Here is a 26,856-nt window from a genome sequence, read left to right as displayed (position 1 = left end):
GGCAGCCTTACAGCCCGGTCGAATGATCGCTAACGCTCGGTGAGCTGGCCGGCGTCCATGTGCCAGCGGCGGGTGGCGCGGACGTTGTCCAGCATGCGGCGGTCGTGGGTGACGAGAAGGACTGTGCCCTCGAAGGATTCGACGGCCTCCTCCAGTTGTTCGATGGCGGGGAGGTCGAGGTGGTTGGTGGGTTCGTCGAGGACCAGGAGGTTGACGCCGCGGGCCTGGAGCAGAGCCAGGGCGGCGCGGGTGCGCTCGCCGGGGGAGAGGGTGTCGTTGGGGCGCAGGACGTGTGGGCCGCGCAGGCCGAATTTGGCCAGCAGGGTGCGGACTTCGGCTTCGGGCCAGTCGGGGACCTCGGCGCTGAAGGTGTCGGCGAGAGTGGCTGTGCCACGGAACAATCCGCGTGCCTGATCGACCTCGCCGATGGCTACGCCGGAACCCAGGGACGCGGATCCGGTGTCCGGCTTCGTCTTTCCGAGCAGCAGCGACAGCAGGGTCGACTTGCCGGAGCCGTTCGCGCCGGTGAGGACGATGCGGTCACCCTGATCGACCTGCACGGTGACCGGGCCGAGCGTGAAATCACCCCGCGCCACAGCGGCATTCGTCAGGGTCGCCACGATCGAACCACTACGCGGAGCCGCCGCGATGGTCATGCGCAGCTCCCACTCCTTGCGCGGCTCCTCCACCGCCTCCAGGCGTTCGATCCGCTTCATCGTCTGCTTGATCTTCGAGGCCTGCTTCTCGGTGGATTCGGCGCGGGCCTTGCGGCCGAGCTTGTCGGAATCCGCGCCCTTGGCCTTGCGCCGGGAATTGCGGACGCCGTGCTCCAGCCAGTTGCGCTGCATGACGGCACGAGATTCCAAGCCGGCCTTGGTATCCGCGTATTCGTCGTAGGCTTCGCGGGCGTGGCGGCGGGCGATGGCGCGCTCCTCCAGATACGATTCGTAGCCGCCGTCGTAGACGCCCACCTGCTGCTGGGCCAGATCCAGTTCGACGATGCGATTCACGGTGCGTGCCAGGAACTCTCGATCGTGGCTGATCACCATGAGCGGCTCGCGGACGCCGGTGACGAACTGTTCCAGCCGGGCCAGGCCGTCCAGGTCGAGGTCGTTGGTGGGCTCGTCCAGCAGCAGAATATCGAAGCGGGACAACAGGACCGAGGCCAGCCCGGCGCGGGCGGCCTGGCCGCCGGACAGCACGGTCATCGGGGTGTCCAGGCCGTGCGGCAGGCTCTCGCTGAGACCGAGGTCGGCGGCCACCTCCTCGGCGCGCTGCTCGAGATCCGCGCCGCCGAGCGCCAGCCAGCGTTCCAGGGCGGGGGAGTATTCGTCCGCGCCGCCGTCCGCGAGACGTTCGGCGGCGGCGTCCATGGTTTCCTGGGCGGCGGCCACGCCGGTGCGCCGGCGCAGGAATTCGAGCACCGTCTCGCCCGCGAGGCGTTCGGGCTCCTGCGCGAGGTAGCCGACGGTCGCGTCGGGCGGGCTGAGGGTGATCTCGCCCTCGTGCGCGGCGCCGTCGGCGAGCATGCGCAGCAGGGTCGACTTCCCGGCGCCGTTCACGCCGACCAGGCCGAGCACATCCCCGGGGGCGAGCACGAGATCGAGGTCGGAGAACAGGGTCCGCTCGCCGTGTCCGGCAGCCAGCCCGCGCGCATGAAGTGTGGTGCTCACCTGGGCAATTCTGCCCTGCTCAGGGTTGCACCCTGAGCCCGCCCCCGCCGAAGTTCAGGGTCGGTATGGGTCATGGGACCGATGCCGGAACGCGGTGATCCGAGGAGAGTGGAGTTATGACAACACCGACCTACACCCGCAAGCTCACCCGTTCGACCAACGACAAGTGGATCGCGGGCGTGTGCGGCGGTCTCGCGCAGTACTTCGGCTGGAACGCCAACATCGTCCGCCTGCTGTTCGTGATCTCCTGCCTGCTGCCCGGTCCGCAGTTCATCATCTACCTGGCGCTGTGGCTGATCATCCCCAAGCAGAAGTACTGAGTTTCCACAGGCCCCGGAGTTATCCACATTCCAGGTGAAGGTGCTGTGAGGCGCAGCGCCGGGTGACAGGATGAAGCTCACGTCCTAGCGGAGGAGCGCACATGGTCACATCGGGTGATCTGCCGGGCATGGATCTGCCGAATCTCGACGCGCATTCGGAGTTGGGTGGCCTCGGCGCGGTCGAGCTACAGCATCCGACGCAGGACATCGATGGTGATGGCACGCTCGACACCATCACCACGAGTACCGACCGCGCCATGCACGTCTGGACCGATCTCGACCATGACGGCTGGGCCGATCACGTCACCATGATCGACACCGGCGGCGATTACGCCGCATGGGAATTCCATCATCATGCCGACGGCACCACCGAGTGGGTGCGGACCGATTCGGGCAGCCTCGGCGGCTAGACCGGGCCGGGGTTTTCGATCTAGGGGGGACATCATGAGTGGATCGAACGCGCTCTCCATCGATGTCGACGGACTGCGCGCGGCTGCGGCCACCCTGCGCGACGAGGCTGTCACGCTACGCCTGCAGTCGCGCCGAATCACCGACCACACCTTCGGAGTCGGCAACGACCAGGCCGGGCGCAACTACGCCCGGCAGGGCGCGGCCGTGCACGACGGATTCGAACGCGTCGCGGACTGCCTGCGCGACTGGGGCACGGCAGTCTCCGTGACAGCCGACGTATTCGACCTGGCCGCAAGCGAATACGAACGTCAGGACAGAGAGCGGGCCGAGCGCGTCACAGGGGGATGAGCGTGAGTTTCGATGCCAGCGGCAAGACGATCGATGAAATCCTGGATTACGGCGCACCCGGGCTGCAGTACTGGGAACACTTCCTGCCCCTCTACGAGAAGGCCTTCGGTCCCCTCCCCGGCGCGGTGCTCAGCGACCTGCAGGCCCGCTACGACGAACAACGCCGCACCGACCTGGCCGGACTCGACAGTGCCCGAACGGAATTGGACGCCGCGGTCACCGAAGCCGAAATCCGGTGGACGGCCCAGCGTGGCGTGGCCGACCGGCTCCCGAGCATCTGGGACGGCGGCACCGGCGAGCAGGCGCTCGGCATTGTCGACGGCCAGCTCACCCGAGCCCGCGATGTCCTGGATTGCGTGCACGCCGCCGCGACAGTCATCGGCGGCACCCCGGAGCCCCTGCGCGCGGCAGCGCTGACCAAGGCCGAGCACACCCTCGGCCTGTTGGAACAAACCCCCGACGGGGCAGGGCGAGTCGCCGTCGGCGGCAAAACCCCGGACGAGATCGACGCCCTCATCGGGAATTCCGAATCGACCTGGCTGACAGACACTTTCAAAGTCGACGTCGAACGCAAGCTGGACGCCTTCACCGCCGCCTGCGCGACGACGAACGAATGCTTCGAGACGCAATACCAATCCATGGTCACCGCCCTCAACCAGGTACCCGACCAGCCGTACCCCTACCCCGACGACGCGATCGTCCCGCGCCGGTCCGATTTCTCCGGAACGACGAGCGGGGCATGGGCCACTGGGAGTTCCACGACGCCGGATACGGCGGCGGCATCCGTATCCGCGGCTGCGCCACCGACATCCGAGCCACCATCGCCCGCGCCGGGATCTACGGTGTCGGGATCGTCCGGGGCCGAGACGTATGCCTCCGGCGCAGCTCCCGCACTTCCCGCGCCCGGAGCGCAGCCGAACATCGATCCGGCCGGAGTGGGGGCTGCCGCGCCGGGATCCGCGTCCGTCACCGGATCGGATGCCGCCGGGGACGAATCACCGCAGCCCTCGGGTGTGGGCTCCGGTCCCGCTGACAGCTCCGCAGGGGCCGAGCGCACCGGAAGTACTGTGCCGCAAGCCATCGCGGACTTGCTCGACCGTCTTCAGGAGATCATCTCCGGTGCGGCGTCGACATGGTCCGGCGTGGTCGATCCGTCCGGTGCCGGACAGCCGGGGAGCGATCCCGAGTCGGGGATTGATGCGCCGCCGGGTACGGAACCGGAATCCGGCAGGGAACCGCAGCCTGCGGCGGAGCCGCCGATGAATCCGGCCCTCCCAGCGGGCAAGGCCGAATTCGATATTGCCGGAAAGCATTTCGCCCTGGAGCCGACAGCCGACGGTGGCCTGCGACTCGCCGTCACCGACGAATCGGGCGAGGTGCACACCTACGCCGTGACTTTCGACGAGCACGGAATTCCTGCCATTACGGTCGAGGAACCCGCACAGAACGGCGACGTGCCGCCGGACGCGTCAGGTCGGCCGGAGGGCGGGGTGTGCGATTCACCGGAGAATCCCGCTGTAGCGCAGCAGCTTCCGCTCGATGGTTCCCCCGCGGGCCCGGCACCCGTCGACGAGCCCGCGCCGTCCTGCGAGCCCGCGCCGTCCTGCGAGCCCGCGCCGTCCTGCGAGCCCGCGCCGTCCTGCGAGCCCGCGCCGTCCTGCGAGCCCGCGCCGTCCTGCGATTCAGGTGGGCCCGGCGATTCGGGGCAGCCGGGCGTGACGCAACCGGGCACCTGTCAACCCGCGCCGTCTGATGGGGGCAAGGGGCAGCCCGCGCCACCGGTCGACGGGGGTGAAGGTAACCCTGTGCCGCCATCGCCCGGCGGGCCGACGGAGCGTGTTCCGGTGCCGCCTTCGGTGCTCGACACCGAGGATCCTACCGTCGAAATCCCTTATGCCGGAACCGAAATCCCCGAGCTGCCCGCCCCGGAGATGCCGTGAGGCTACTTGCGCAGCGCCTGGACCAGTTGCAGGAGGGGGAGCTTCTGCGGCTCGGCGGGCTCCTCCTCGACGGCGTCCGGGTCCACCACCTGGGTGTGCGGGATCAGGATTTCCGGGTCGGCGAACGCCTTGTATTTCTTGTCGCCGAGAACCGTGTAGTTGAGGAAGCCGACGAGCAGGGCTCGGGTGAGGCGCTCGGTTTTGGGCTCGTGTTTGCCCGCGCCGAGGGCGGCCAGGGCGCGGCGGCCCTCGACCATGCCGTTGTGCGAGGCCCGGTCGACCGAGCGCAGTACGGCTTTGCCGCCCCAGGCGGAGGCCAGCGGGATGGCGTTCGAGCTGACCGAGTCGATATCCGCGGCGCCGGCCAGAATCAGTGCGGGCGTGTCGATCCCGCCCGCGAGCGATTCACCGGACGGCGCGGTCGGGGCGGGGTACAGCGCGGCCACGGCCGACACCGCACGCTGCGAGGCCGCGATCACCGCCGCGCCCGCACCCATGCCGTGCCCGGCCAGGGCCAGTTTGTCCGGATGCACGCTGATGTCGCCGGTGCCCAGGCGCACCCCGGCACAGATGTCCAGGGTGGTCAGCAGGTCGGTCGCCAGGTTCAGGTGCGAGGGGATCGGGCCGCGCTCGGTGTCCGGCGCGGCGGCCACGAACCCCCACGACGCCAGATGCTCCAGCAGTCGGCGATAGTTCTCGGCCTTGGTCAGCCACCCGTGCCCGAAGGCCACCGCGGGCAGGTTGAGCCCCTTGGCTGGCGTGTACACCACACCCGGCTGCCCGGCGATGCCGAGATTGCCGCGCAGCACTTGATGCGGGCCACGGGCGGTCAGGGTGCTCAGGAGCGATTTCACAGACGCCGACACGACCTAGAACCTATCCGATCTCCGGGTGGTTGGGGTGATTCGCCCATTGAGCCCGCACACTCGGTTCAGCGTGTCGTGTGTGCGCCAGTAGTCTGGTCACCCATGTGCGGAATCGTGGGGTATGTGGGGTATAGGGGCGCCCTGACCGTAGTGGTGGACGCGTTGCGCCGCATGGAATATCGCGGCTACGACTCCGCCGGAGTCGCCATTCTCGACGGCGCGGGCGGGCTCGCCGTGGAACGCAAGGCGGGCCGGCTCGCCAACCTGGAAGCCGAACTGGCCGAGACCGGTGTGGACCGCTTCGCCGGGACCACCGGCATGGGCCACACCCGCTGGGCCACACACGGCGCGCCGACCGATCGCAACGCGCACCCGCACCGGGACGTCACCGGCCGGATCGCGGTGGTGCACAACGGCATCATCGAGAACTTCGTGCCGCTGCGGCGGGAACTCGAGGCGGCCGGGGTCGAGCTCGGCAGCGACACCGATACCGAGGTCGCCGTGCACCTGGTCGCCCGCGCGTACGCCGCGGGCGAGACCGCGGGCGATTTCGTGGCCTCCGCGCTGTCGGTGGTGCGCCGCCTCGAAGGCGCGTTCACGCTGGTCCTCACGCATGCCGACCATCCGGGCACGATTGTCGCCGCCCGCCGCAACACGCCGCTCGTGGTGGGTGTCGGCAAGGGCGAGATGTTCATCGCCTCCGATGTCACCGCCTTCATCGAACACACCCGGGAGGCCGTGGAACTCGGCCAGGACCAGGCCGTCGTGATCACTGCCGACAGCTACACGGTCACCGACTTCCACGGTGTCACCGACGGTGTGCGCACCCGCCCCTTCACCATCGACTGGGATCTCGCCGCCGCCGAGAAGGGCGGCCACGACTACTTCATGCTCAAGGAGATCGAGGAGCAGCCGCAGGGCGTCGCCGACACCCTCATCGGGCATTTCGCCGATGGCAAGATCGTGCTCGACGAACAGCGCCTCGCCGATCAGGAGCTGCGCGAATTCGACAAGGTCTTCGTGGTCGCCTGCGGCAGTTCGTATCACGCGGGCCTGCTGGCCAAATACGCCATCGAGCATTGGACGCGGCTGCCCGTGGAGGTGGAGCTGGCCAGCGAATTCCGTTACCGCGACCCGGTTCTGGACCGCTCCACCCTGGTCGTGGCCATCTCGCAATCCGGCGAAACCGCCGACACGCTCGAAGCGGTGCGGCACGCCAAGGATCAGAAGGCTCGCGTGCTGGCCATCTGCAACACCAACGGTGCGCAGATCCCGCGCGAATCCGACGCTGTCGTCTACACCCGCACCGGGCCCGAGATCGGCGTCGCCTCCACCAAGGCTTTCCTCGCGCAGATCACCGCCAACTACCTGGTGGGTCTGGCGCTCGCGCAGGCGCGCGGCACCAAATACCCCGACGAGGTCGCGCGCGAATTCGCCGAACTCGAGGATATGCCGCGCCTGGTGGCGCAGGTATTGGAGTCCGCACCGCAGGTGCGCGAAATCGCCCGCTCGCTCGCGCATGTGCCGACCGTGCTGTTCCTCGGCCGCCACGTCGGCTACCCGGTCGCCCTCGAAGGCGCCTTGAAACTCAAGGAATTGGCCTACATACACGCCGAGGGCTTCGCCGCCGGTGAGCTCAAGCACGGTCCCATCGCGCTCATCGAGGACGGCCTGCCGGTCTTCGTGGTCATGCCCTCCCCGAAGGGCCGCGCGGTACTGCACTCCAAGCTGCTCAGCAATATCCGCGAGATCCAGGCCCGCGGCGCGCGCACCATCGTCATTGCCGAGGAGGGCGACGACACCGTGCGCCCGTTCGCCGACCATCTCATCGAAATCCCCGCTGCCCCAACGCTTTACCAGCCGCTGCTGTCGACCGTGCCGTTGCAGATCTTCGCCGCCGAAGTAGCGCAGGCCCGCGGCTACGACGTCGACAAGCCCCGCAACCTCGCCAAGTCGGTCACGGTCGAATAATCCGGGCAGCCGTCGAAGAGCACCGAACAGGCTGCGGCCCCGCCGATCGCGATCGGCGGGGCCGCAGCCTGAGGGTCCTACTGTTCGACGGTGACGGTGCCTTTCATATCCGGGTGCAGCGGGCACAGATAGCGGTACGTGCCCGGCGAGGTGAACGTGTAGCTCCACTCGCCCTTGTGGAAGATCGGGCTGTTGATTCCCATGGCGACATCCCCGATGCCCTGCACCGCGTGCGGCGCCTTGTCATCGAACTTCCACGTCACCGTATCCCCGGCCTTCACGGTGATATTCGCGGGCGAGAACTTCATATCCGTCACCTGCACCGTCACCGTGGCGGGCGTCCGCGGCCCCGACGTCTCCCCGGCCGACGTCGACGTCGCCGCCGAGGTGGTGGTGCTCGTGGGCTTCGAATCATCCGCCCCGCACCCGCCCACGGCTAGCGCTCCGGCCACCACGGTGACGAGGAGCAGGGCGCGGGCGGCGGTGTAGTGGCGGATCGGCATGCCCGCCAGCCTAAACGGGCACGAGTAGCAGCCAATTCGCGGGCGGCCGCAACACCGGAATTCGCTGGGCAGGTGTCCAGATGGTTCCCGTCTGCGGTGACGCGGAATCGAAGCACCGCCTCCGATCGAGCGCTGAGCGGGGCACGGCCGAGGGGCCGAGCAGGGCCGAACCGACGCGCCCATCGACCGGCGTAATCTGCTGGGGTCGCAGGCACGCGGGACCGGCGGTCCCGTCGGACCTCAATTGCGGGAGGCGAATGATGACCGACGCGGTGCGCGGATACTTCACGGCCGACGAGGTGCGGGCGGCCGAGGCCGAGCTGTTCACCCGGGTGCCCGAGGGAATGCCCATGCGACGCGCCGCATTCGGGCTCGCGGACGTGGTGGCGCGTGAATTGCGCCAGCGCACCGGAGGCGTGGCCGGTCGGTCGGTGACCCTGCTGGTCGGATCGGGTGACAATGGCGGCGATGTGCTGTGGGCGGGGTCGATGCTGCGCCGCCGCGGCGTCGCGGTCCGGGCGATCCTGTTGTCGCCCGAACGTGCGCACGCTGCCGGGTTGGCCGCTCTGCGTCGGGCAGGGGGTCGGATTCTCGCTGTCCCAGGTGAGTCGGTTCAGGGAGGGAGTTCGGGCGAGCAGTCCGAAGGCTCCGGCCCGGCGGGCGCGATCGGCGCACCGGATTTGGTCGTGGATGGCATCGTCGGCCTTTCGGGTCGCGGTCCGCTGCGCCCGCGCGCGGCGGAAATCGTTGCCGCCGTGCGGGTTCCGATCATCGCGGCGGACCTGCCCAGTGGGGTGGACCCTGATACGGGTGCGGTCACCGGACCGGCGGTTCGCGCGGATGTGACCGTGACATTCGGCGCGTACAAGCCGGTGCACGCCCTGGCCGCGCCCTACTGCGGGCGAATCGAGCTGGTGCCCATCGGGTTACGGCTGCCGGAGCCGAATCTCGCCGCGCTGGAACCGGACTCGGTCGGTGCGCGGTTGCCTGTGCCCGGCGCGGCCGATGACAAGTACACCCAGGGCGTCACCGGAGTGTGTGCGGGCAGCGCCACCTACCCGGGCGCGGCGGTGCTGTGCACCGGGGCCGCGGTCGCGGCCACCTCCGGGATGGTTCGCTATGCGGGCACCGGGGCGGAGCAGGTCCTCGCCCACTTTCCGGAAGTCATTGCGGCTCCGGATATCTCGTCCACCGGCCGGGTGCAGGCATGGGTGTTCGGGCCGGGCGCGGGCACCGACGACGCGGCTCGTGACCGCCTCGCGCGGATCCTCGCCACCGACCTTCCCGTGGTGGTCGACGCGGACGGGCTGACCCTCCTCGCGGCAGATCCGAGCTTGGTCACCGACCGCGCGGCGCCCACCGTCCTGACCCCGCACGCGGGCGAGTTCGCTCGGCTCACCGGTGACGAGCCCGGCCCCGATCGGGTGGCATCCGTTCGGAAACTCGCCGAATCCTGGGAGGTCACAGTCCTTTTGAAAGGACGGGCCACCCTGGTCGCCACTCCCGGCGGGCCGGTGCTGGTCAACGAGGCGGGCGGATCGTGGGCGGCCACCGCGGGCTCCGGTGATGTGCTGTCCGGCATCATCGGCGCACTGCTCGCCGCCGGACGCGAACCCGTCTGGGCGGCCGCCGCGGCTGCCCGGGTGCATGCGCTCGCCGCGAACCTCGCGGCGCACGCCGCGACCGACGCGGGTACGCCCATCTCCGCCTCACCGCTGCTCGCCCATGTCCGTGCGGCCATCGGCACGCTCCGGGAACTCGCTGCCCCGATGTGAGCCACACCGCTCGCAGGCCCGCACAAGCAGCGGAAATCCGGTGTGAGCTGACGCATGCTGTGCCGGGACGACAGCGGGGGATGGCAGGATCGGAAGGGTGAGCAATCCGGAACCGCAGGTGGAAGCCCTAGTCGATCTGAATGCCATCGCACACAATGTGCGGATCCTGGCCCAGCACGCCGGGGACGCCGCGGTGATGGTGGTCGTGAAGGCCGACGGGTACAACCACGGCGCGGTCGAGGTGGGGCGGGCGGCCTTGGCCGCCGGTGCGCGCGAACTGGGGGTGACCACCGTCGCCGAGGCCGTCGCCCTGCGTGCGGCGGGAATCACAGCTCCGATTCTGTGCTGGCTCAACACCTCCGATACCGATTTCGCGAGCGGGATCGCCGCCGATATCGAGATCGCCGTGTCCTCGGTGGCGCATCTGGAAGCCGTGGCGGCTGCCGCCCGGCAGCTCGGCAAGACCGCGATCGTGAGCCTCAAGGTCGATACCGGGCTGAACCGCAACGGCGTCTCGCCGACCGAGTACCCGCAGGTGCTGGAGCTGCTGGCGAGTCTGGTGGCCGAGAGGACCGTGCGGTTCCGGGCGATCTTCTCGCACCTGGCGAACGCCGACGAGCCGCACAACCCGGTCATCGACATGCAGCGCGACCGCTTCCTCGAAGCCATCGCCACCGCCAAGGAGGCGGGCCTGCAACCCGAACTCGTGCACCTGGCCAACTCGGCGGCCGCCCTCACCCGGCCGGACCTCGCCTTCGACATGGTGCGTCCCGGCATCGCCGTCTACGGACTGTCACCCGTGCCCGAAATATCCGACTACGGCCTGCGCCCCGCCATGACCTTCCGCGCCCGCGTCGCCCTGGTGAAACGCGTCGCCGCCGGTGAAGGCGTCTCCTACGGCCACGAATGGATCGCCGACCGCGACACCACCGTCGCCCTCATCCCCGCCGGATACGCCGACGGCGTGCCCCGCACCCTCGGCGGCCGCTTCGACGTCTTCCTCGGTGGCGAACGCCACCCCAGTATCGGGCGCGTCTGCATGGACCAGCTCGTGGTGAACCTCGGCGAGAACGAAGCCGGCGTCCGCGAGGGCGACACCGCCATCCTCTTCGGCGGCGACACCGGCGTGCCACACCCCCAGGAATGGGCCGATACCCTCGGCACCATCCACTACGAGGTGGTGTGCTCCCCCCGCGGCCGAGTCGTGCGCAGCCACATCGGAGGCGACCGATGAACACCGTCTCCCAGAATCACCGCATGCTCCCCACCGTCGAAGACACCGAAGCCCTCGGCCGCGAACTCGCGAGCCAGCTCCAAGCCGGTGACCTCGTCATCCTCGACGGCCCCCTGGGTGCGGGCAAAACCGCCCTCACCCGCGGCATCGCGGCGGGCCTCGGCGTCGAAGGACGGGTCAGCTCACCGACTTTCATCATCGCCCGCCAGCACCGCGCCGGCGCCGACCCCGGCTCCATCGCCCTGGTCCACGTCGACGCCTACCGCCTCGGCGGCGACCTCGACGAGCTCGACGCCCTCGACCTCGACACCGACCTCGATCACGCCGTGGTCGTCGTCGAATGGGGTCTCGGCGTCGCCGAACACCTCGCCGACCGTCACCTCCGCGTCCAGCTCCGCCGCGAACCCGAATCCGACGTCCGCACCGCCGAATGGGAATGGGTGGCCGCCACCACCCCCCGATAGCTGCTCACGACCGCCGACACGCGTGTGGAACAGGTCACGGCTCTCAGCCATGCGCTGAAGTCTCGGAGAGGCGGGACAGTCGGAACTGTATTGTTGGGGCAATCATGCTTGTACTGGCTGTCGACACCGCGACCCCAGCCGTGACGGCGGGACTGGTGGAACTGGAACCGGCGGACGCCGGGGCAACCGCACCTCGTATCACCACGATCACCTCCAAGGTGACCGTGGACGCACGCGCGCACAACGAGGTGCTGACCCCGCAGATCCTGGCCTGCCTGGCCGAATCCGGCCGGTCACGCGGCGAGATCGGCGCCGTCGTCGCCGGAATCGGCCCCGGACCCTTCACCGGTCTGCGTGTCGGCATGGCCACCGCGGCCGCCTTCGGTGACGCTCTCGGCGTGCCGGTGCACGGTGTGTGCAGCCTCGACGCCGTCGCCGCCGACACCGAGAGCTATCTGCGCGACCACGCCGACCCGGTGGAACTGCTGGTCGTCACCGATGCCCGCCGCCGCGAGGTGTACTGGGCGCGCTACCGCGCCGAAGGACGCGTCGAGGGCCCGGCCGTGTGCAAACCCGCCGACCTGGATCCGGCCGCGGCCACCGTCATCGCCGGATCCGCCTCGCACGTCGACTATTTCGATCTGCCGGTGCTGCCCGTGGAGACCCCGTCCCCGGCCGGGCTGGTGCGCGTCGCGGCCCGCGATCTGCTGTCCGGCGTCACCCCCGAACCCTTGATCCCGCTCTACCTGCGCCGCCCCGACGCGGTCGAGCGCAGCTACGCGCAGGTGGGCCGATGACCATCCGCATCGAACCGATGCGCCCCTCCGATGCCACCCGCTGCGCGCAACTCGAGCAGCTGCTGTTCCCCGAGGACGACCCCTGGCACGAGGTGTCGTTCCTGTCCGAACTGGCCGGGCCGCACAACCGCTACATCACCGCCCGCGAGGACGGCCGCATGCTCGGCTACGCCGGTATCGCGCTGCTCGGTGACATCGAACATCCCGAAGCCGAGATCCACACCATCGGCGTCGACCCGCGCTTCCATCGCGGCGGCGTCGGCACCCTGCTGCTGACCGCACTGCTCGCCGAGGCCGGTCGGCGCGGCGGCCCGGTGTTCCTCGAGGTGCGCACCGACAACGCGCCCGCCATCGCGCTCTACGAGAAGCACGGCTTCCACATCATCGGCCTGCGCAAGAACTACTACCAGCCCAGCGGCGCCGACGCGTACACCATGCGCCGACCCGCCATGGCCGGCTTCCCGCAGGATGTTCCGGGGATCTCGGCCGCCGAATCCGCTGACGGCACAGCCGGATCGGTCGACGGCGCAGCCGAGTCCGCCGATGGCGCAACCGAATCCGCGCCCGGCGCAACCGAATCCGCAACCGGCACCGAGGTCCTGTCATGATCGTCATGGGTATCGAAAGCTCCTGCGACGAAACGGGAGTCGGCATCGTCCGCTACCGGCCGGATGGCACCTGCGAACTGCTCGCCGACGAGGTCGCCTCGAGCGTCGATCAGCATGCCCGTTTCGGCGGCGTGGTGCCCGAGATCGCCTCCCGCGCGCACCTCGAGGCCATCGTGCCCGCGATGCGTCGCGCCCTGGCAACCGCCGATATCGAGCAGCCCGATGCCCTCGCCGTCACCATCGGCCCCGGACTCGCGGGTGCGCTGCTGGTCGGTGTCGCGGCCGCGAAAGCCTATGCGGCAGCGTGGGACATCCCCTTCTACGCGCTCAACCACCTCGGCGGTCACGTCGCCGTCGACACCCTCGAGCACGGCCCCATGCCGCCTGCCGTCGCCCTGCTCGTCTCCGGCGGGCACACCCATCTGCTGCAGGTGACCGACCTGGCCCAGCCCATCACCGAGCTGGGCAGCACCGTCGACGACGCCGCGGGCGAAGCCTTCGACAAGGTGGCCCGTCTGCTCGGCCTCGGCTATCCGGGCGGGCCCGTCCTGGATTCCATTGCGGCCGAAGGCGATCCGACCGCCATCGCCTTCCCGCGCGGTATGACCGGTCCCCGCGACCCCCGCTACGACTTCTCCTTCTCCGGCCTGAAAACCGCGGTGGCTCGCTATGTCGAAGCGGCCCAGCGCGAAGGCCGCGACCTCCCCATCCCCGACATTGCCGCCTCCTTCCAGGAAGCCGTCGCCGACGTCCTCACCATGAAGGCCGTCCGCGCCGCCCAGGATGTCGGCGTCGACACCATCGTCCTCGGCGGCGGCGCCACCGCGAACTCGCGCATCCGCTCCCTGGCCGAAGAACGCTGCGCCGCAGCGGGTCTGACCCTGCGCGTCCCCAAGCCCCGCCTCTGCACCGACAACGGCGTCATGATCGCCACCCTCGGCGCTCACATCATCGCCGGCGGCGCACAACCTTCCGAGCTGACGGTGGCCACGGACCCCGGCCTCCCGGTCTCCACCAGCCGCCTCTGACGCCCTCGACGCCCGGCTGTGGCGTCGATCCGGCGCGCGATCACGCCGACAGCTGGAGTGCCGCGGGAATGGCTGCGAAGGCCAGGCGCAGACGCTCGAGCAGGCCGGAGCGGCCGCCCTTGCCGTTGTCGGCGACCCAGCCGCGGCCGGCGGTGCTCCAGGCGGTGGTGGTCAGTTCGGCGAGGATCCGCGGACGCAGGTCGCCTTCGGGGAGGGCGAGTTTGCCCGAGAGATGCTGGGCTACTTGGGTTTCCACGCCGGAACGGGCGTATTCGACGTGGCCGAGCAAGCTGGGCGCGGTGAGCACCAGCTGCCGGGTGGCGATGTAGCGCTCGTCCCAGTCCTCGGGTAGTGCGGCGATGGCGTCGGTGAGGATGTCGTGCAGTGCGGTCAGGACCGGACCGGTGAGATCGTGGCTGGTCAGGGTGTCGAGATAGCCCGTCCACAGCTCGGTTTCGGCCTCGATGGCCACGGCTTCCTTGGTGGCGAAGGCCCGGAAGAATGTGCTGCGGGACACCTCCGCCGCGTCGACCAGTTCCTCCACGGTGGTGGCGGCGAAACCCTTTTCCGCGAAGAGCCGCAGTGCGGCGTCGGCGAGGGCGCGGCGGGTGCGTATCCGTTTGCGTTCACGCAGCGGCAGGGCGCGGTCGTCTGCAGGCATACCCGGAATCCTAACGCGAAGAGAACCTCGGGCACGAAAGAAACTCAATAGAAATTGGTACTTGCGCACTTATGGAACTCAGTGTCAGAATCGATCTCGTCAACGAGCAACACCGAACGAGGAGATCGCAATGACCACCACCACCACCCCGGCCACCCTGAACCCCGCCATCGTCGGCCAGGCCGAGAAGCACCACGCCGCGATCCTGAACCGCGCGCTGGCCGGCACCACCCTCGACGAGCACCAGTGGATCGTGCTCAACCAGGCACTGGCCGCAGCCGAACCGGTCGAACGGGCCGCGTACACCGCCCGCATCGCCGCGATGACCCAGTGGAACCCCGCCGACGTGGTGACCGCCCTGGACGCACTGCTCGCTGGCGGCCTGCTCGCGACCACGCCCGATGGCCTGGTCGAACCCACCGAGACCGGCACAACCCTCGCAGGCAGGATCCGCGCCGAATCCGGCGCGATCGTCGCCGCCGCCTACGGCGCGGTCGCTCCCGAGGACCTGGCCGTCGCGGCCCGGGTGCTGGCCACCGTCACCGCCCGCATGGCCCAGGAACTGGCCCGCGCCTGACCACGGCACGGCGTCTCCCGGCCCGGGAGCCGCGCGATCCGCTGACTCGAGGGCACCCAGATAGCCCGCATCGGAAGAGGTTTCACAAATGTCCAGCAGAACTGCCACGGTCGGCGTCGCGGTGTCGGTCATCGGCGCGACGCTGCTGCTCGCCGGTTGTCACGCAGCGGCCGTCGACGCGGGGCCGTCCAGTAGCGCCGTCGTGGCCGCGAGTACGACCGCACAGGCTCCGGCCACGATCCAGGCCACCCTGAGCCCCTCGATCATCGGCCAGGCCGAGAAGCACCACACCGCCGTTCTGGCCCGCGCGCTGGCCGGCACCACCCTCGACGAGCACCAGTGGATCGTGCTCAACCAGGCGGTGGCCGCCGGTGGACCGGTCGAACGATCCGCCCACATCGCCCGCATCGCCGCGATGACCCAGTGGAATCCGGTCGACATCGAAGCCGCGCTGAGCGCACTGCTCGACAGCGCCCTGCTGCGGGCCGCACCCGGCGGCCTGGTCGAACCCACCGAGACCGGAACAACTCTCGCGGGTGAGGTTCGTACCGTATCGGGCGCGATCGTGCAGGACGCCTACAGCGTTGTCACGCCGGAGGATCTGGCCACGACCGCCCGCGTACTGACCGCGATCACCGCCCGCATGGCAGCGGAACTCGACCGCCCCTGAGCCGAATGCGCGCAGTCGCCGGGCGTCCGGACGCTAGTCGGTCGGGCGGACCAGGGTTGTGGTGCCGCCGGCGGAGCCCGAGTTGCTGCGGGGGGCGGCGGGTTTGGTCGGGGATTCGGGGTCGGGTGTTTCCGAGGGGGCGAGGGTGCTGCCCAGGAGGGGGCCGAGGATGCGGGGGAGATCGGCGGGGAAGGGGATCTGGGGTAGGCCGGGGTCGGGACGCAGGGGCGGCTGCTGGACCGTGGTGGCCGAGGGGGTCTGGATGCCGTTGGGGGTGCCGGGCTGGCCGTTGGTGTTGGCCGTGGGCCCGGTGGTGCGCTGGGCCGGACTCCGGTTGGGGATGGCGGGGGTGGTGATGCCGTTGCCGGTGGTGGGGCCGGTGGTCGGCGGGGTGGGGTTCTGCGGGGCCTGGTTGCCGGTGCTGGGGGAGTAGTTGGTGCCCTGGGGTTCGGGAACCAGCTCCTTGACCCCGTAGCCGACGATGAGGCCGACCACGACGATGGCTCCCGCAAGCGTGCCCGCGAGTTTGGTGAAGGTGCCGACCGGGGCGTCGGAGCTCAGGTTGATCACCGGGAAGGCATTGGTGGCCTGCGAATCGGCAACCAGCGCAGCGCCTTTCGCGATGGCGGATTCCGGCTCGGGCACGGTCAGCACCGGCACGTCGAGCTGGCGTTCCAGACTGGCCAGGATCATCGGGGTGTTCGCGCCGCCGCCGATGAGGGCCACGGCCTCGGGGAACTTGGGCGCACGCACGAATACGCCGCGCGTGAACACGGCGAGTTCACGCACCAGATCGGAGACGAGCTCCTCGAAATCGACCCGCGTGAGCTTGATGGCCTGCCCCGCCACGTGGTCGATGGTCACCGCGGGCGCGATGGACAGGTGTTCCTTCGCGGCCCGGCTGCGGTTCAGCAGCATGCCGCGGTTGGGCCGGGTGCCGCGCCGGGCGAGGTGGCAGTCGAGCAGGTGCTGCAGGATCAGTTCGTCGATGGCGTTGCCGCTGATGGCCGTGGTGCGCTCGGAGCGCAGCACGGTGTCGTCGGCGTGGTCGGCCACGGTGACGGTGGTGCCGGTGGCGCCCAGATCGAGTACGGCGACCGTGTCGTAGCGGTCCAGCAGGCCGGTGTGGCGCAGGAACGCGAGAGCCGCGGTGCTTTCCGGGATGAGCTGCACGGCCCGGCGTTGCCGCCCGATAGCCGAGCGGATGATCTGAGCCTGCTCCCGGTCTCGATAGGCGACCGCGATATCACCCGGCGCGGAGGGTTCGGCATCGTGCTGGACGAGTGGCGTGATGTGGTGGCTGCCGACGGGGTGCACGATGTCGCGCGGAATCTGGGTGGTCATCAACTCGATGGAGGAGGCCACCAGATCGCCGAGATCGGAATGGGCCGTGTCGGCGGTGACGACACGGTAGTCGAAAGTCTGGGCTCCGTTGGGCGCGGTGGCGACAGTCGCCGAGCACACCACCTCGTTCCCGGCGGAGATGCCGAGGGATGTTCGCATGTTCACCTCCCTTCGAGCGGATGGTCCTGCTGTAACCGACCATCTCGAACGGACTGCGGAAACGTCTCGCTGGTGACGGACGAATCCGAGCTACGGATCAAGCTGAGCCCTCGTCCGATGGGGCGTCGGGACCAGCCGGCGATCACTTGCGGTCTTGCTCTCGTCTCTGCGCTGCGCGGGCGCTGCCGTGCAGTGGGGTGAAGCACTCTGTAACTTTCGATGCGGCGCGTGACGTATCCGATGTGATGCCGTCGCGCGGCCGTCGTCAATGGTGTCACATTCCGTTATCCGAACGTTACAGATTTTCGTTTTTCTTTGGAAGCCCTCAGATTCCCCGGCCGTTCCAGTCGGCGAGTCGCGTTGTGTGTCTCGGTTACGGGTCCTGCCTGGACCGATGACCGGCACTGCCTGGACGGATGACAAGTATTGGTTGGTCTTGATGGCAGAGCCCAGCCTTGAGCGCTGGCACTCCCGTGTATAGAGTGCTAGTTGGCACTGGATGTGTGCTCAGGTGCCAGCAAACGACTACTGGGCAGGAGTCCCGGCACCCGCGACGACGGGGCGACGCACAGGGTCGGCAAGACCTATCCGTGAGCTCGGGGAACAGCCCCGGGCGCGAAGAATCCCCTGAAAGTGGAGGGCTCAACGTGGCGAGCGTGAACATCAAGCCGCTCGAGGACAAGATCCTCGTCCAGGCCAACGAGGCCGAGACGACGACCGCCTCCGGCCTGGTCATCCCCGACACGGCCAAGGAAAAGCCCCAGGAGGGCACCGTTGTCGCCGTCGGCCCCGGCCGCTGGGACGAGGACGGCGAGAAGCGGATTCCGCTGGACGTCAAGGAAGGCGACGTCGTCATCTACAGCAAGTACGGCGGCACCGAGATCAAGTACGCCGGCCAGGAGTACCTGATCCTCTCGGCGCGCGACCTGCTGGCCGTCGTCACCAAGTAAGACGCAACTCTCCGGGCCTCCAGGGCTTCGCCCCGGACCCGGACTTTCCGCCCCGGCGTCGACGCTGGTCATACGGCCACCCGACCCGGGGCGGAGTGCGTTCTCTCCCAACTCATTTCAGGAGCAGGTACACATGGCAAAGCAGATCGAGTTCGACGAGAAGGCGCGTCGGGCAATGGAGCGCGGCGTCGACAAGCTCGCCGACGCCGTCAAGGTCACCCTGGGCCCGCGCGGCCGGCACGTGGTGCTGGCCAAGGCGTTCGGCGGCCCGACCGTCACCAACGACGGCGTGACCATCGCTCGCGACATCGACCTCGAGGACCCGTTCGAGAACCTGGGCGCGCAGCTGGTCAAGAGCGTCGCCACCAAGACCAACGACGTCGCGGGTGACGGCACCACCACCGCCACCGTGCTGGCGCAGGCGCTCATCAAGGGCGGCCTGAAGAACATCGCCGCGGGCGCGAACCCGATGGTGCTCGGCAAGGGCATGAGCAAGGCCGCCGACGCGGTCGCCGTGGCCCTGGCCGCCGCCGCGACCCCGGTGTCCGGTGAGAAGTCCATCGCGCAGGTCGCCACCGTGTCCTCGCGCGACGAGGAGATCGGTGAGCTGGTCGGCAAGGCCCTCACCACCGTCGGCAAGGACGGCGTGGTCACCATCGAGGAGTCCTCCACGCTGCAGACCGAACTCGCCATCACCGAGGGCGTGCAGTTCGACAAGGGCTACCTGTCGCCGTACTTCGTCACCGACGGTGAAGCGCAGCAGGCCGTCCTGGAGGATGCCTACATCCTGCTGAACCGCGAGAAGATCAGCTCCCTGCCGGACCTGCTGCCGCTGCTGGAGAAGATCGCCGAGTCGGGCAAGCCGGTCGTCATCATCGCCGAGGACGTCGAGGGCGAGGCGCTGTCCACCCTGGTCGTGAACGCGATCCGCAAGACCCTCAAGGCCGTTGCCGTGAAGGCCCCGTTCTTCGGCGACCGCCGCAAGGCGTTCCTCGACGACCTGGCCATCGTCACCGGCGGCACCGTGGTCAACCCGGACCTGGGCATCACCCTGCGTGAGGCGGGCCTCGAGGTGCTGGGCAAGGCCCGGCGCGTCGTGGTCACCAAGGACGAGACCACCATCGTCGAGGGTGCGGGCACCCAGGACGCCATCGACGCGCGGGTTTCCCAGCTGCGCAAGGAGATCGAGAACACCGACTCCGACTGGGACCGCGAGAAGCTGGAAGAGCGCCTGGCCAAGCTGGCCGGCGGCGTCGCCGTGATCAAGGTCGGCGCGGCCACCGAGACCGAGCTCAAGGAGCGCAAGTACCGCGTCGAGGACGCGGTCTCCTCCGCCAAGGCCGCGGTCGCCGAGGGCATCGTCCCCGGTGGCGGCACCGCCCTGGTGCAGGCCGCCGCCAAGCTGGTGGAGCTGCGCGACTCGCTGACCGGTGACGAGGCGGTCGGCGTCGAGGTCGTGCGCCAGGCGCTGCTCTCGCCGCTGTACTGGATCGCCACCAACGCCGGCGTCGACGGCGCGGTCGTGGTCTCCAAGGTCACCGAGGGCAAGGAAGGCTTCAACGCCGCCACCCTGACCTACGGCGACCTGGTCACCGAGGGCGTCATCGACCCGGTGAAGGTGACCCGTTCCGCTGTCGAGAACGCCACCTCCGTGGCGCGCATGGTGCTCACCACCGAGTCGGCCATCGTGGACAAGCCCGCCGAGGAGGCCGACCACGGCCACCACGGCCACGCCCACTGAGTGCGGTCTCGCTGAGCGAAGCGACAGGCCCCCGGACACGCACCGTGTCCGGGGGCTTTCGCGTCAGGCCAGGCCGCAGCGGGCCAGCAGGCCCTCGGCGGCCGCCGGGTCGAGTTCCTCGATCAGCTCCGCGGACGCCCGCAGCGCCTCGTGCAGAACGGGATACATATTCGACGGCTGCCATCCGAAATGCGTCAGCTTGGGTTCGACCACCAGGAACGGGATTCCGTCCAGCTGCGGCAGCTCCAGGGGTGAAGCAGAGCCCGGCATGAACAGGCCGCCGGGGTAGGCGAAATTGAAGCGCTGATGATCGCGGATGCGCTCCCACGCGCCCGGGTCGCTGTAGTCCAGCCCGGTATTGCGCGCGTAGTTCACCGCGTCCGGATCGACGGGTTCGGCGTCGAGGTAGCCCGGTCCGGCATGGCGCAGCAGGGCGTCCTGGAGCAGCGCGTAGGCGTGATACAGCCGGTCCCGCACCGCGATCAGCCGGAATCGGAAGGCCCGCCGGTTCTTCGGATCGAGCAGCAGGATCTCGAAGTCGTCGTGCAGGGTGAAGATCTCGCGCAGGAAGAACGGCACGAAGTCGTTGTCCTCGAGCTCGTCCAGCCGTTCCATCACGTCGGGGCGTTCCCGCCACCGTTTGCGCGTCTCCCTGGATCGGCTGAGCATCGTCATGGCCGCGGGGAAGCTCAACCGGCTCGCCGCCAGCACCTCGGCGTCGGGCCGTTCGGCGAAGGCGTCCAGTTGCCGTACGAGCAGTTCCAGGGTGGCGTCGATGGCGCCGCCCGCGTCGGCCCCGTTCTCCACCAGCGATCCGCACAGGAGCGCGAGCACGGCATTGTGGAACAGGTCTCCGCCGGGCATGAGGTTGCGTAGTTCGACGACGGACGCGGTGAGTTCCGCGGGTGTCCGGGCCGACATCATCTCGCCGACTTCGGCGCCGGCGTCGGGTGGCAGCCACAGTCCGCGGCCGCTTTCGATGGACTGGATCTCCGCCGCTTCGGTCTGCCGCTGGATGAACTCGGTCAGCGCGCGTAGCGACATGAAACCTTCTCCCCCCGAACTGAAACGGTGATGCAACAGCCCTCGACGCTAGCAGTCGCGGTCCGCGCGCGCCCAGACCCGGAGTTCGGCACGGAAAAGCCCCTGAACGCGAATCCTGTTCAGGGGCCTTGCATTTGCGCTTCCGGCGCAGCCGGGGTGGGCTGGCGGGAGGGGCGCGAAAACTGGTGGCGATCCGGACGTTTGCCGTAATTGGTGCGGAACCAACTGGGCGGGCGCCCGGATTCGCGGAGCTGCGAAAAAGCGCCTCAGTCGTGGACGGGGTGGGAACTTCGTCCGTTGGCCGGGCGGTAGGTGGTGTGGTGATGGATTGCGGTTGCCGGCGCCGGGTCCGTGGCAATGGCGGCGAGGAGGCGGTCGCGGAGCGCGGCGGGCGGCGGCGTGGCCGCCGCGGTCGCGAACAGGGCGAGAGCTTCTCGGGTCTGCTGCACTTCCTGGGTGAAGTCCGCGCGCAGTACCGGGTCGTCGGTATCCAGGATGTCCTGCACTGCGCGCTGATCTTCGTCGCCGATCGATCCGAGCGCGACAGTGTGCGCGAGATCGATCTGGCTTTCGTTCATCTCACGTCACTCCCAAACTTTTCTTGAGTCGTGTCAATCCGTCTCGTATACGAGACTTAACGGTAGGTAACCCTACGCCCAGATATGCCGCTACCTCGGCATATGTGCGCCCACCGAAGTAGGCGAGGGAGATGGCTTCCCGTTGCGTCTCCGTCAGTGTGGCCAAGCCCTGCAGGACCGCCTGCTGTTCCAGCCGACGTCCCACCTCCTCGGTCACCTCGTCGAACTCGTGACCGAGAGTGCTTGTGCCATAGGCGACCTCACGCTGGGCATGCGCCTGTTCGGCGCGCACGCGATCGACCGCGCGCCGATGGGCGAGGGTCATCAACCAGGTGACCGCCGAGCCCTTGGCTTGGTCGAAATTGGCTGCCGTGCGCCAGATCTGGAGATAGACCTCCTGAGTGGTCTCCTCCGCGTATCCAGGATCGTGTAGCACGCGTAGGACCAGGCCGAACACTCGTGCCGAGGTGCGGTCGTACAGCTCGGCGAATGCCTGCTGGTCGGACTGCCCACAGCGTTCGAGAAGTGCGGCGAGTTCGAGACTTTCGGCTGCGCGCGCCGTTACCGCAGAGTCCACGCTCGGTGTTCCGACCCGCTCGCCCCTCGAACTCTGGAACGAGTCGCCCTCTGCGGCCGGCGGACGCGTTGTCACAACGCTCCGTTCTGTGTCATCGGCCACGAGGGTAGCGTGCCGCTATAACCTCCTTTCCGTTGGGGGTATCGGGAAAGCGACTGTCGCGCAGTGGTTTTCCGATTTGTACCGAATCTCCGCAACGCGTCTGGTGAGACACGCCGTACGCCAGTCCGTCGCAACCGGCTTCGGTGGGACAGTGGCCGGTTGTTTGCTAGAGATTCGGCACGCCACGCCACGCGGATGGGAAAATTTCCGAACTCACACTCCCGGGCCGCCTCAGCGTCCCCGCTGGTACACACCCGTCACGCAGGTGTGGGAAGACGATCTAGGCGACCACCCGGCGGCGGTTCCGGCGGGCGTGCATCTCGCGCTCGGTCTCCGACATGCCGCCCCAAATTCCGTAGGGCTCGCTCACCTTCAGCGCGTGTGACCGGCACTGCAGCAGCACCGGGCACTGCCGGCAGATCTCTTTGGCTCGCATCTCGCGCTGGGATCGCGCACGGCCCCGCTCACCGTCCGGATGAAAGAAGACCGATGAGTCCTGACCGCGGCAGGACCCGCGCATCTGCCAGTCCCAGACGTCGGCGTTGGGACCGGGGAGGTGGGTCGGCATAGGCATGGTGAACTCCTCGTGGTGCGAGCTCGTCGGCATTGTCGAGCGGTGCTGGTGAGCAATCAGTGGGCCGCATCGCCGGTGCCCGGCGATCGCACTCCGCCGCCGCCGAATTTCGATCAGCGCCGACGATGGCGATGTCGTACGTTAGGACGGACAACGAAATCGAGTCAATAGTTCGATCCGCTGCGATCCGAATAGCAGTGCATTTGAGAATTAACATCGACGCTATTTACAAATCGGGCGATCTGTGGTGATACTGATCGGTTGCCCAGCAGCCCGCGGCCTCCGTGATAGCCACTCCGAGTTGTCAAACCGACAGGTAGAACGGCCTTTTCGTACGCGAATGCGTGCAATCGGAGCTATGCCCGAGTGGCGATCGTCGTGATCTCGCCCATTGCGCATCCCGCCCTGAGTGCGGTAGAGATGGCCGGATCAAGGCGCCCAGGTTAATAGCGCGAAACGCCATACGAATTTCTTACGGGCGTGCTAGGCGATAGCGAGCAGCAATTTACGGAGTGGAAACACAATGCCGCTTGCGAATGCTGAAAGGTAGCTGAGTATCTATGCTATGGCGGCTGATGTTCATCCGCCCCGGGCTGGTTACAGTGCGGCAGTGCCTGTGCCCGATGTGAACTCCCCACTCGCCGAGTCGGCTTTCGGCAATGCGCCCGCCGCCGCTGCCACGGGATTGCCCGCGGCGACCGACGCCACCGAATCCTGGCTGCGCGCCGTCGCTCTCGGCGGTGTCGGGCACTATGCCGCCGCCCGCGCCGAACTCGCCCGCGCCCGCCGCGCCGCGACCGATCCGGCGCTGCGCTCGCTCACCCACAGCACCGAGGGCTCTCTCCTGCGGCAACTCGGCTGGCACGCATACGCCGCTGTCGCAGATGGCCGCGCCGCCGCCCTCGCTCTCGCGGGCCCGGTGACCGCGCCCGCGACCGTCGAAGCGGATATCGCTCGCGCCCAAGCCGTTTGCGACGCGTTGACGGGCCTGGCCGCGGACGCTCTCGGCACCGCTCGCCCGGCCCTCGCGGCCCGGCTGCTGACCCGTTGCCACACCCATATCGACGCCCATCTCGCCGCCCCGGAGGCCGGATGGCGCCAGCGCATCCGCCTGCACTGGGTGGCTGCCGAGACCGCGCTGTCGGCCCCGGACTCGCAGCTGATCGCGCCCCCGGCCCGGCGCGCCGGCGATGAGCTCTCCGAACCGCTGTCCCCGGACCCCGCCCTCGCCCACGCGGAAACCGCGCTCGCCCTCGCCGAGCGCGCGCCCTCGGTCCGTCACCAGGTGAAATCCCGGCTACTCGTCGCGGCCGCCTGCGCCGCCACCGGGGATCTCGAGCGGTCCCGCGCCCTCGCCGCCACCGTCGCGTCGCAGTGTCGCGAGTACGACCTGCTGCCGCTGCGATGGGCCTGCGCGATGCTGCGTTCGGGCGTGGATCCGGCCTCCGACGGCGCGTCCGAGGCCGCCGAATGCGCTGGTTTGCTGGCCCTTCGCGGCGGTCGATTGCGCTCCGCCACGGACACTCTGGGCACCCCTTGAACACTTCCCAAAGGTGACCCCGTAAAGGGTGGCGTCGATGCGACAGCCGCTATTGTTGGACCGTTCCGCCCCTCCGCGGAAGCACCGGCCCTCCCGCCGATGTGCCACTCGTAACGCCAGGAACAGCTCTGACGATGAACAACACGGGTGAGGAGTTGGACCCCGCAGTCGTCGCTGCCGCAGCGCAGGGCGACCGGGCTGCTCTAGCCCAGGTACTGGAGAGCATCCGCCCACTGGTGGTGCGGTATTGCCGCGCGCGCATCGGGTCGGCCGAAAGAGGCCAGCTCTCCGCGGACGACGTGGCGCAGGAGGTTTGTCTGGCCGTCATGACAGCCCTGCCTCGGTATCAGGATCAGGGCCGACCATTCATGGCCTTCGTCTACGGCATCGCCTCGCACAAAGTCGCCGACGCCCATCGAAATTCCGCCCGTAACAAGGCGGACGCCATGGCCGAAGTACCGGATGTCATATCCACCGACCAGGGGCCGGAGCAGCGAGCTCTCGAATCCGAAACCAGTCGCCAGATGAACGCATTGCTGGCGACGCTTCCGGAGAAGCATCGAGAAATCCTGATCCTCCGCCTGGTCATGGGTCTGTCAGCTGAAGAAACCGCAGTCGCCGTGGGCAGTACGGCGGGTGCTATACGAGTCGCCCAGCACCGGGCACTCGCGAAACTCAAGTCTCAAGTGGCGAGGGCAGGTGAAATGTATGGCTAGGGATGGCGAGCGCGGTCGGGGCGACTGGAAGGCGCGATCTGGATCGCACAACAGCGGTCCCTACGCCGAGGCGTCCGGTGACACCGGGCCGGTGGACATTACGGCGGTCCGCCGTGATGACGCTCTGATCGATGCCATCTCCGGCGACGGTCCCGTGCAGACGGGTACCGAGGAGGAATATCAGCTCGCGGCGTTGCTGGCGAACTGGCGGGCGGAGATCCTTGCCGAGCCGATGCCGGCCGGACCGGACCTGGATGCCGTTGTCGCAGCGGTCAATCAAGAGATAGGCGCCCGGCAGGCGCGAATCAGTGCGCATACGGGTGGGCGACTACGGCTGCTGCGTCCTATCGCCGGCGCGGCCGCGGCGATCGCCCTGGTGATCGGCGGCATGACGGCGTTCTCGTACAGTGCGGCGCCCGGGGATCCGCTGTGGCGGGTCAAGGAGGTCGTGTTCAGCGAGCAGGCCCAGAGCACGGTGGTGCAGTTGGCCGACGACGATCTGGCGACTGCCAAGCAGTACATCAGCGAGGGCAAGCCGGAGCTGGCCGCGCCGTACATGGAGCGGGCGGCGAGCAATGTCGGCCAGGTCAATGATCCGGGCAAGAAGGACAAGCTGCAGGATCAGTGGCAGCAGTTGCTGACCACGCTGGCGACGGTGGCTCCCGAGGTGGCCAAGTCGATCGATCCGAGCGCGCCGACCACGCCCCCGGGCCAGGTCACCACGCCGCCGAAGGAAACGACCGTGCCGAATCAGGGCGGTAGCGGCGGCACGACCACCGATCCGCGGATCCTCGGCGTCGATCCCACCGACCCGAATACCGGTGGCGGCACCACGCCGGGCGGCACCACGGGTGGCGTGACCACCCTGCCGGTGACGCCTCCGGTGGTCACCACACCGCCGACGACCGATCCGGCCACGCCGCCGACCAACGGCGGGAACATCTCGACACCGGCCGGTGAGCCCACCGGCGGACAGCAGACGGGGGCACCGGAGATCACGGTGCCTCCGGCTGGTGAAGTCCCCGCGAATCCGCCCACGGTGGAGAAGCCGATCTCGGTGGCGCCGGTGGTGCCGTCCGGGAATTCGCTTCCCACCAACGGGGGGATCGTGCCGCCGACCGTGCCCAACTCCGGTGGAACTCCGTGAGCGAAATCAGCTGAGGCATAGTCCGATCGCCGAGTGGCGGTCGGCTTTCTTTGTGCGGCAATAGGAACGGGCCTGCATTCCGGGTGGAATGCAGGCCCGATGCCGTTGCTCAGTGCATCGGACTCAGATGTCGAATCCGTCGAACCCGTCGCCGTGCAGCGCCTCGTTCATCGAGGCGTCCGCATACCCGCGGCAGTAGTCCCACGTGACGTAGGCCTCCGGGGTCGGATCGTAGGCGGGCTCGTGCGGGCGCACCGTGCCGTCCACCAGTAGCTGGAGGAGGTTGGCGCGCAACATATCCCAATCGTGGTAATGGTCCTGTCGGCAGTCCTCGCAGCTGACCACGAGTCCGCGGATGCCGCGGTGGGCCAGCAGCGCCTCGTACACCGCGAGGTCGGCGAGATCCTCCTCGACCGCTAGGCGCTCGTGAGGATCCAGCGGTTCCCCCGGCTCGATGGCATCGAGCGCGGCCGACGGGTCGGAGGGGTCTCCGGCGAATGGATCCGGCGGCAAGCCAGGTGGTAGATGGTCACGCACA

Annotated in this window: 27 protein-coding genes and 1 pseudogene; 18 read left to right on the top strand and 10 right to left on the bottom strand. The window is 68.7% G+C overall.

From position 1 onward, the window contains the following. Positions 1–29: 29 nt before the first annotated feature. Positions 30–1,673: an ABC-F family ATP-binding cassette domain-containing protein gene (locus JK358_RS11980; RefSeq protein ID WP_201946798.1), complete on the bottom strand. Its 1,644-nt coding sequence runs from the start codon at positions 1,671–1,673 to the stop codon at positions 30–32. 116 nt (positions 1,674–1,789) lie between these two features. Here JK358_RS11980 and JK358_RS11975 point away from each other — a divergent pair, with 116 nt between their 5' ends. The 4 genes from JK358_RS11975 to JK358_RS11960 all read left to right on the top strand — a co-directional run bounded on the left by JK358_RS11975 (position 1,790) and on the right by JK358_RS11960 (position 4,692). Continuing rightward, positions 1,790–1,993, top strand: a complete 204-nt coding sequence (locus JK358_RS11975; RefSeq protein WP_201946796.1) for a PspC domain-containing protein — start codon at positions 1,790–1,792, stop codon at positions 1,991–1,993. Positions 1,994–2,094: 101 nt separating this feature from the next. Next, entirely contained in the window at positions 2,095–2,403 is a 309-nt protein-coding gene (locus JK358_RS11970) for a DUF6802 family protein (RefSeq protein WP_201946794.1), read from the top strand. A 34-nt stretch (positions 2,404–2,437) separates the two neighbouring features. Further along, positions 2,438–2,752, top strand: coding sequence for a hypothetical protein (locus tag JK358_RS11965; protein ID WP_201946791.1), 315 nt, complete (start codon positions 2,438–2,440; stop codon positions 2,750–2,752). A gap of 2 nt (positions 2,753–2,754) precedes the next feature. Beyond that, the gene (locus JK358_RS11960) at positions 2,755–4,692 is read left to right on the top strand and encodes a hypothetical protein (protein ID WP_201946789.1); all 1,938 of its coding nucleotides are present in this window, start codon (positions 2,755–2,757) and stop codon (positions 4,690–4,692) included. Between the two features lie 2 nt (positions 4,693–4,694). Here JK358_RS11960 and JK358_RS11955 read toward each other — a convergent pair whose 3' ends face one another. After that, positions 4,695–5,558: a dienelactone hydrolase family protein gene (locus JK358_RS11955; protein ID WP_201946787.1), complete on the bottom strand. Its 864-nt coding sequence runs from the start codon at positions 5,556–5,558 to the stop codon at positions 4,695–4,697. A gap of 102 nt (positions 5,559–5,660) precedes the next feature. Here JK358_RS11955 and glmS point away from each other — a divergent pair, with 102 nt between their 5' ends. After that, positions 5,661–7,529 carry a glutamine--fructose-6-phosphate transaminase (isomerizing) gene (glmS, locus tag JK358_RS11950; protein WP_201946784.1) on the top strand — a complete coding sequence of 623 codons (1,869 nt, stop codon included), beginning with the start codon at positions 5,661–5,663 and terminating at the stop codon, positions 7,527–7,529. 77 nt (positions 7,530–7,606) lie between these two features. Here glmS and JK358_RS11945 read toward each other — a convergent pair whose 3' ends face one another. Further along, on the bottom strand, positions 7,607–8,032 hold the full coding sequence (locus tag JK358_RS11945; RefSeq protein ID WP_201946782.1) for a cupredoxin domain-containing protein: 426 nt from the start codon (positions 8,030–8,032) through the stop codon (positions 7,607–7,609). 272 nt (positions 8,033–8,304) lie between these two features. On the opposite strand from JK358_RS11945, the gene JK358_RS11940 reads away from it, so the two are divergent. From JK358_RS11940 to tsaD, 6 genes and pseudogenes are all read left to right on the top strand, one after another. After that, entirely contained in the window at positions 8,305–9,807 is a 1,503-nt protein-coding gene (locus tag JK358_RS11940; protein ID WP_201947290.1) for an NAD(P)H-hydrate dehydratase, read from the top strand. 97 nt (positions 9,808–9,904) lie between these two features. Continuing rightward, positions 9,905–11,041 carry an alanine racemase gene (alr, locus tag JK358_RS11935; RefSeq protein WP_307817472.1) on the top strand — a complete coding sequence of 379 codons (1,137 nt, stop codon included), beginning with the start codon at positions 9,905–9,907 and terminating at the stop codon, positions 11,039–11,041. Beyond that, positions 11,038–11,505 (top strand): tRNA (adenosine(37)-N6)-threonylcarbamoyltransferase complex ATPase subunit type 1 TsaE, encoded by a 468-nt coding sequence (gene tsaE / locus JK358_RS11930; protein WP_201946780.1) that lies wholly within the window; start codon positions 11,038–11,040, stop codon positions 11,503–11,505. The genes alr and tsaE overlap by 4 nt, the downstream gene beginning before the upstream one ends. A gap of 104 nt (positions 11,506–11,609) precedes the next feature. Further along, a complete protein-coding gene (tsaB, locus tag JK358_RS11925; protein WP_201946778.1) occupies positions 11,610–12,302 on the top strand; it encodes a tRNA (adenosine(37)-N6)-threonylcarbamoyltransferase complex dimerization subunit type 1 TsaB in 693 nt (230 codons plus the stop codon). Next, positions 12,299–12,751, top strand: a pseudogene (gene rimI, locus JK358_RS11920) (ribosomal protein S18-alanine N-acetyltransferase); the annotation flags it as partial. The gene tsaB and the pseudogene rimI, both read left to right, overlap by 4 nt. 155 nt (positions 12,752–12,906) lie before the next feature. After that, the gene (gene tsaD, locus JK358_RS11915; RefSeq protein WP_201946772.1) at positions 12,907–13,938 is read left to right on the top strand and encodes a tRNA (adenosine(37)-N6)-threonylcarbamoyltransferase complex transferase subunit TsaD; all 1,032 of its coding nucleotides are present in this window, start codon (positions 12,907–12,909) and stop codon (positions 13,936–13,938) included. Positions 13,939–13,978: 40 nt separating this feature from the next. Here tsaD and JK358_RS11910 read toward each other — a convergent pair whose 3' ends face one another. Then, entirely contained in the window at positions 13,979–14,599 is a 621-nt protein-coding gene (locus JK358_RS11910) for a TetR/AcrR family transcriptional regulator (RefSeq protein WP_201946770.1), read from the bottom strand. Between the two features lie 130 nt (positions 14,600–14,729). Between JK358_RS11910 and JK358_RS11905 the strand changes: the two genes are divergently transcribed. Both JK358_RS11905 and JK358_RS11900 read left to right on the top strand, forming a co-directional pair. Then, the gene (locus JK358_RS11905) at positions 14,730–15,176 is read left to right on the top strand and encodes a hypothetical protein (RefSeq protein ID WP_201946768.1); all 447 of its coding nucleotides are present in this window, start codon (positions 14,730–14,732) and stop codon (positions 15,174–15,176) included. A gap of 88 nt (positions 15,177–15,264) precedes the next feature. Further along, positions 15,265–15,846, top strand: a complete 582-nt coding sequence (locus JK358_RS11900) for a hypothetical protein (RefSeq protein ID WP_201946767.1) — start codon at positions 15,265–15,267, stop codon at positions 15,844–15,846. A 33-nt stretch (positions 15,847–15,879) separates the two neighbouring features. Here JK358_RS11900 and JK358_RS39950 read toward each other — a convergent pair whose 3' ends face one another. Next, positions 15,880–17,349, bottom strand: coding sequence for a DUF7159 family protein (locus JK358_RS39950; protein WP_201946766.1), 1,470 nt, complete (start codon positions 17,347–17,349; stop codon positions 15,880–15,882). Positions 17,350–17,996: 647 nt separating this feature from the next. Between JK358_RS39950 and groES the strand changes: the two genes are divergently transcribed. Both groES and groL read left to right on the top strand, forming a co-directional pair. After that, the gene (gene groES / locus JK358_RS11890) at positions 17,997–18,299 is read left to right on the top strand and encodes a co-chaperone GroES (protein ID WP_201946765.1); all 303 of its coding nucleotides are present in this window, start codon (positions 17,997–17,999) and stop codon (positions 18,297–18,299) included. 133 nt (positions 18,300–18,432) lie between these two features. Beyond that, the gene (gene groL / locus JK358_RS11885; protein ID WP_201946763.1) at positions 18,433–20,040 is read left to right on the top strand and encodes a chaperonin GroEL; all 1,608 of its coding nucleotides are present in this window, start codon (positions 18,433–18,435) and stop codon (positions 20,038–20,040) included. Positions 20,041–20,103: 63 nt separating this feature from the next. Here the strand turns inward: groL and JK358_RS11880 are convergent, their stop codons facing one another. The 4 genes from JK358_RS11880 to JK358_RS11865 form a co-directional block, all read right to left on the bottom strand. Further along, positions 20,104–21,084: a hypothetical protein gene (locus tag JK358_RS11880; RefSeq protein ID WP_201946761.1), complete on the bottom strand. Its 981-nt coding sequence runs from the start codon at positions 21,082–21,084 to the stop codon at positions 20,104–20,106. A gap of 266 nt (positions 21,085–21,350) precedes the next feature. Further along, positions 21,351–21,662, bottom strand: a complete 312-nt coding sequence (locus JK358_RS11875) for an RskA family anti-sigma factor (protein ID WP_232851156.1) — start codon at positions 21,660–21,662, stop codon at positions 21,351–21,353. 1 nt (position 21,663) lies between these two features. After that, entirely contained in the window at positions 21,664–22,239 is a 576-nt protein-coding gene (locus JK358_RS11870; RefSeq protein WP_201946759.1) for a sigma-70 family RNA polymerase sigma factor, read from the bottom strand. A 382-nt stretch (positions 22,240–22,621) separates the two neighbouring features. After that, positions 22,622–22,915, bottom strand: coding sequence for a WhiB family transcriptional regulator (locus JK358_RS11865; protein ID WP_067544211.1), 294 nt, complete (start codon positions 22,913–22,915; stop codon positions 22,622–22,624). A gap of 610 nt (positions 22,916–23,525) precedes the next feature. On the opposite strand from JK358_RS11865, the gene JK358_RS11860 reads away from it, so the two are divergent. The 3 genes from JK358_RS11860 to JK358_RS11850 all read left to right on the top strand — a co-directional run bounded on the left by JK358_RS11860 (position 23,526) and on the right by JK358_RS11850 (position 26,318). Beyond that, positions 23,526–24,455: a hypothetical protein gene (locus JK358_RS11860; protein WP_201946756.1), complete on the top strand. Its 930-nt coding sequence runs from the start codon at positions 23,526–23,528 to the stop codon at positions 24,453–24,455. Positions 24,456–24,589: 134 nt separating this feature from the next. Beyond that, positions 24,590–25,171: a sigma-70 family RNA polymerase sigma factor gene (locus JK358_RS11855; RefSeq protein ID WP_181583115.1), complete on the top strand. Its 582-nt coding sequence runs from the start codon at positions 24,590–24,592 to the stop codon at positions 25,169–25,171. Beyond that, a complete protein-coding gene (locus JK358_RS11850) occupies positions 25,164–26,318 on the top strand; it encodes an anti-sigma-D factor RsdA (RefSeq protein WP_201946754.1) in 1,155 nt (384 codons plus the stop codon). The genes JK358_RS11855 and JK358_RS11850 overlap by 8 nt, the downstream gene beginning before the upstream one ends. A 123-nt stretch (positions 26,319–26,441) precedes the next feature. Here JK358_RS11850 and JK358_RS11845 read toward each other — a convergent pair whose 3' ends face one another. Then, positions 26,442–26,855 (bottom strand): DUF5319 domain-containing protein, encoded by a 414-nt coding sequence (locus JK358_RS11845; protein WP_067561879.1) that lies wholly within the window; start codon positions 26,853–26,855, stop codon positions 26,442–26,444. Position 26,856: the final 1 nt, after the last annotated feature.

The organism is Nocardia acididurans (assembly GCF_016741815.1).
Classification (GTDB): Bacteria; Actinomycetota; Actinomycetes; order Mycobacteriales; family Mycobacteriaceae; genus Nocardia; species Nocardia acididurans.
Note: the sequence above shows the minus strand (reverse complement) of the source record. Positions and strands in the feature narration are given on the sequence as shown.

Bases quoted from the DNA above. Each gene is read 5' to 3' on its own strand.
- JK358_RS11970 (WP_201946794.1), top strand. From the start codon at position 2,095: ATGGTCACATCGGGTGATCTGCCGGGCATGGATCTGCCGAATCTCGAC.
- groL (WP_201946763.1), top strand. From the start codon at position 18,433: ATGGCAAAGCAGATCGAGTTCGACGAGAAGGCGCGTCGGGCAATGGAG.
- JK358_RS11850 (WP_201946754.1), top strand. From the start codon at position 25,164: ATGGCTAGGGATGGCGAGCGCGGTCGGGGCGACTGGAAGGCGCGATCT.
- JK358_RS11855 (WP_181583115.1), top strand. From the start codon at position 24,590: ATGAACAACACGGGTGAGGAGTTGGACCCCGCAGTCGTCGCTGCCGCA.
- JK358_RS39950 (WP_201946766.1), bottom strand. From the start codon at position 17,349: ATGCGAACATCCCTCGGCATCTCCGCCGGGAACGAGGTGGTGTGCTCG.
- tsaD (WP_201946772.1), top strand. From the start codon at position 12,907: ATGATCGTCATGGGTATCGAAAGCTCCTGCGACGAAACGGGAGTCGGC.
- JK358_RS11965 (WP_201946791.1), top strand. From the start codon at position 2,438: ATGAGTGGATCGAACGCGCTCTCCATCGATGTCGACGGACTGCGCGCG.
- JK358_RS11975 (WP_201946796.1), top strand. From the start codon at position 1,790: ATGACAACACCGACCTACACCCGCAAGCTCACCCGTTCGACCAACGAC.
- JK358_RS11910 (WP_201946770.1), bottom strand. From the start codon at position 14,599: ATGCCTGCAGACGACCGCGCCCTGCCGCTGCGTGAACGCAAACGGATA.
- JK358_RS11875 (WP_232851156.1), bottom strand. From the start codon at position 21,662: ATGAACGAAAGCCAGATCGATCTCGCGCACACTGTCGCGCTCGGATCG.
- JK358_RS11945 (WP_201946782.1), bottom strand. From the start codon at position 8,032: ATGCCGATCCGCCACTACACCGCCGCCCGCGCCCTGCTCCTCGTCACC.
- JK358_RS11905 (WP_201946768.1), top strand. From the start codon at position 14,730: ATGACCACCACCACCACCCCGGCCACCCTGAACCCCGCCATCGTCGGC.
- tsaB (WP_201946778.1), top strand. From the start codon at position 11,610: ATGCTTGTACTGGCTGTCGACACCGCGACCCCAGCCGTGACGGCGGGA.
- JK358_RS11865 (WP_067544211.1), bottom strand. From the start codon at position 22,915: ATGCCTATGCCGACCCACCTCCCCGGTCCCAACGCCGACGTCTGGGAC.
- JK358_RS11880 (WP_201946761.1), bottom strand. From the start codon at position 21,084: ATGTCGCTACGCGCGCTGACCGAGTTCATCCAGCGGCAGACCGAAGCG.
- tsaE (WP_201946780.1), top strand. From the start codon at position 11,038: ATGAACACCGTCTCCCAGAATCACCGCATGCTCCCCACCGTCGAAGAC.
- glmS (WP_201946784.1), top strand. From the start codon at position 5,661: ATGTGCGGAATCGTGGGGTATGTGGGGTATAGGGGCGCCCTGACCGTA.
- JK358_RS11900 (WP_201946767.1), top strand. From the start codon at position 15,265: ATGTCCAGCAGAACTGCCACGGTCGGCGTCGCGGTGTCGGTCATCGGC.